The following is a 1,532-nucleotide window of genomic DNA, read 5'->3' as shown; positions in this document are numbered from 1 at the left end:
CCTGCCACAGCGCGGCCGCACGTCCGCCTCACGGCCCCCGAACACCGAATAGGCGTGGCTGCGCCCGTCCCGGGTTGCTGAAGACACACGCGCGCCACCTCGTTCGGCCTTCCCTCCATCGGGGCTGACTTTCGTGGGCTGAGGTCCACGCGGGGAACAGTACGAGCAACCGAGCGGCCCACCGGGACACCAGCCGACTACGGCCTTTGGATGAAGTAAGAGAGCGCCGCGTCCAAACCCCCGTTGACCTGCACAAACGCTGCTTGCCACCCAGATCCTAGGAACTGGCAGGCGGTTCCTAGGATCGTGGGCCAACGATCCTGGGAACCGAGCAGATTGACTTCACGTTCATCAAGAAAGCCTGAGAAACCCCCTGTTCCGCCCCCTCCGGACACGACTTCGGCGCCCCTGAAGAACCGTCAAGGAGTCCAGCGACACGGCTGGAGAGGCAGGGGTTATCAACTTCCTGCTCATGTACGTTAAGTTCATCTGGTCGGCCTGACAGCCGTCCGTCATGAACTCTCCAGCACCGAGCCCGGAGGCCCTCTTGGGAACAGCGCGCAGACTGCTGGACGCTGACACAGGCGAGATCCTCCCCTATGCGCCGTACGCTTTCTCCGGCAGGCACACCCAGGTCGACAAGGTGCGGGTGGAGGCGATCACCGAGAGCAGGGCCTTCACACCAAGCCAGAAGTTCCTCGTTCTGTGGTGGATCGGCGTCTCCCCCGAAGGCATGGAGCCGCTCAAGGCCACCGGCGCGGACATCGCCAAGCGGGTCGGCATGTCCGCGGATGCGGTAGGGAAGATCAACCGGAAACTGGCCAAGCACCGCATCCTGATCGTGCGCGGCCGCATCGGAAACTACAACTTCTACCGGATCAGCCCGTACCTTGCGTTCCACGGAACGGGAATCGAGCAACGGGAAGCCATCAAGACCTGCAACCCGCCCGACATCCCCGGTTTCGACGAGTCAACCCCTGCACGGTGGGAGGCCAAGTGAACAACACCAAGGACATGACCCTCCGCCTGCTGGAGCACACGGCCGGTCTGCCCGCGAACCAGCGTCTGATCCTGATGCTCTACGCGGCCCACCCCACCGACCGTGCCGGCACCGTGAGCAAGACCGCCGCCGAGCTCGCCGACACCCTCGGCATGTCACCCACGGTGTTCTCCCGCACCCGCCGCCAGGTCGTCGAGGCCGGCTGGCTGGAGGAGTCCGAGCGCCTGGGCCACATCCGCTACTACCGCCTGAGCGCGAAGGCCACCGGCGAGGAGGTCGTCGTACCCCTCCGCCGGGCCACCTGACACACGCCGCCCCCGGGCGTGGTTGATGAACCTCAGGTCAATCAGCCACGCCCGTCGGGACGCCCTCGATGCACTCCCCGAGTATTGGTAACAGCTGTTACCATGGCGGTCATGTCGAAACCCCAGCTCGGCGTACGCGTCGACCCCGAGGTCAAACAGCTCGCCCAGTCCCGCGCCCGGGACCTCGGCCTCGACCTGGGTGACTACATCACGCGCCTGGTCCGCGA

2 protein-coding genes are annotated in these 1,532 nt (G+C 65.3%); both read left to right on the top strand.

What is annotated here, in order from left to right:
• Positions 1 to 547 precede the first annotated feature (547 nt).
• On the top strand, positions 548 to 1,000 hold the full coding sequence (locus ACIBBH_RS42490) for a MarR family transcriptional regulator (RefSeq protein ID WP_399414360.1): 453 nt from the start codon (positions 548 to 550) through the stop codon (positions 998 to 1,000).
• Between the two features lie 14 nt (positions 1,001 to 1,014).
• On the top strand, positions 1,015 to 1,305 hold the full coding sequence (locus tag ACIBBH_RS42485) for a replication initiation protein, RepL2 (RefSeq protein WP_399414357.1): 291 nt from the start codon (positions 1,015 to 1,017) through the stop codon (positions 1,303 to 1,305).
• The last annotated feature ends 227 nt before the right edge of the window (positions 1,306 to 1,532 follow it).

The organism is Streptomyces sp. NPDC051636, from assembly GCF_044453765.1.
In the GTDB taxonomy this organism is placed as follows: Bacteria; Actinomycetota; Actinomycetes; order Streptomycetales; family Streptomycetaceae; genus Streptomyces.
The sequence above is the reverse complement of the archived record's forward strand: the minus strand, read 5'-3'. Positions and strand labels throughout refer to the sequence as shown.

What these genes read in the sequence shown, in the direction of transcription:
- ACIBBH_RS42485 (WP_399414357.1), top strand. Translation starts at nt 1,015, where the DNA reads ATGACCCTCCGCCTGCTGGAGCACACGGCCGGTCTGCCCGCGAACCAG.